The organism is Phocaeicola sp. HCN-6420 (assembly GCF_037890145.1).
Lineage (GTDB): Bacteria > Bacteroidota > Bacteroidia > Bacteroidales > Bacteroidaceae > Phocaeicola.
The window spans coordinates 1-1,088 of record NZ_JBBKBJ010000074.1; the positions used below are offsets into that span (position 1 = coordinate 1).

Sequence of the window (1,088 nt, forward strand, 5' to 3'; positions counted from 1 at the left end):
CCTGAAGTCGGGCATGTCTTATCCTTACCTGATGGAAGACTGTCTTTTGCTGAGAGGAACCGCTTGGGAAAAGGAAGACAAGCCTTTCGGTCCGGGTCTGGTCGACGTACAGAACGAGCAGGCGGGCATCTTCTATACGGGCAAGCTGGAAGAGGACGGCAGCTTTGTCGTTCCGGTAGACAACTTCCCGAATCATGCCCCTTTTCTGCTGACTGCAAAGAACCTGAAGGGAAAAGTGGTCGATTGTGAGTTTACCTTGCAGGAGGACAGTTTTCCGAAGGTTGTCATACCTCATCCTCTCACGCTGCATGCTCGTGTTCAGTCGAATGTGGTGTTAGGCGATACGACCCTCCGTTACAGTGTAGACGAAAACGAACGGAAAGTCTATCACCTGAGCGGTGTGGAGGTCGAGTCCAGAAAACCGGTCGACATCCGTGAACTCAGCCGTATGCCTTTCAATTACATCGGGGAGGATGAGTTGCGGAAATGGCCCGGAAAGAGCCTGCGCACATTGCTGAACCGATTTACTGCTATAGCGGTGGAAGATAAAGGAAACGGAAGCGGAGGCGGAGTCTTGCGAGGTCATATTATGAATAATAGAAGGAAAGAGCATACAATGATAATTTATGGTCGTGAAATGGAGGAATTGAGCTATGATGAACCTACTATTGTATGGAGAAATAATCGGGACGCTTCTTTGACAGGTCCATCCCGTTACTTGAATGTGGTGGTAAATGGAGAACTTGTCTTTGGAAACATATCGGATATTTTGAACTGGTCGGCAGGGGACATCAAGTCCATCGAGCTGATCCGTCCAAGTGATCCTCGTGCTACGGTTTATGGCACTCCTAATGGTGCTGTAGTGATAGAAACCCTCAGGGAAGTACACCTCCATCAGGATGACCAGCAGGGAGAGGTTGTCCATCCGTTTGGCCTGACGATGTGGAGAGAAGCAGAAGCTCGTCCGGTAGTGGCTCCTTTTCTACCGGGCACGTACCGGTTGCTGATAGATGTCGTCACCCCTGAGAAGCAGGTGGTTTCTTTCAGCAAGGAGTTTTCGGTTCAATAAGTTACTGACGGGTATTCAG

Annotated in this window: 1 protein-coding gene; it reads left to right on the plus strand. The window is 49.7% G+C overall.

Translation table 11 applies throughout. From position 1 onward, the window contains the following. On the plus strand, window positions 1-1,069 hold a 1,069-nt coding region (locus WKT12_RS16410), incomplete at its 5' end, for a hypothetical protein (protein ID WP_340320322.1). Between the last annotated feature and the right edge of the window lie 19 nt (window positions 1,070-1,088).